1 protein-coding gene is annotated in these 780 nt (G+C 30.9%); it reads right to left on the reverse strand.

What is annotated here, in order from left to right:
* Positions 1 to 129: 129 nt before the first annotated feature.
* Positions 130 to 780 (reverse strand): CBO0543 family protein (locus FS666_RS19420; RefSeq protein WP_244943981.1); only part of this gene is annotated, 651 nt, incomplete at its 5' end.

Here is a 780-nt window from a genome sequence, read left to right on the forward strand (position 1 = left end):
GCTATTTTAAGAAAAAGATAGATTAAGAGTAACTATGTCCAAAATTCGGGGGTTAATCCGCAACGATGACTTTGATCGTCAGTAAACCAATATTAACTTCTTCCAAAGTTTTTTCCTCCAATTTAAATTTTACTTAGTTGTAAGATCTTGTGGTTTAGATAAAGAGGCTAGTTTTAGTATTAAAGCTCGAGTTACAATTCCAACAATGATGTAATATATGAATGAATATCTGTATCTCCACTCTAAATAATTAACAAGTTTGATCCACTCGCAAAAGGGTTCACCTATATAGGCATATGTTAGTGCCATAATGAGCTGGGCTAAAATAAAAGATTTCCATGTTCTAAAATATTGATATAACAACATGTAAGCTACAGGTATCATTGAAAAATCAAAAGGAAAGGCCCGAGGAATAAAAGGTAGGAATGCAATGGGGTAATCCCAAAAACTATATTGTGCACCAAATATATCTAATAAGGTTGTTGTCAAGATAATTATGGTACCAAATAACAAAATTTCTAAAATAATGTCTCGTTTAACAAGTTTAGCCCATATAACCCAAGGCACAACTAAAAAAACGACTAGTATCCACCATTCCCAAGTTAAAAACTCATTTTTTAGCCAACCATTTAATTCTAAATGATACAACTTATCTTCTAATAAACGTATTTCCTTAAGATTTTCAAATATATTATCTATTGATATCACCTCTATATTTAAACCTGAATTACGAAAGTAAAATCTAGTAACTAAATACAAAAAGGGCTCCAGCCTTTGGTA

This window comes from Siminovitchia fortis, assembly GCF_007681465.1.
In the GTDB taxonomy this organism is placed as follows: Bacteria; Bacillota; Bacilli; order Bacillales; family Bacillaceae_C; genus Siminovitchia; species Siminovitchia fortis.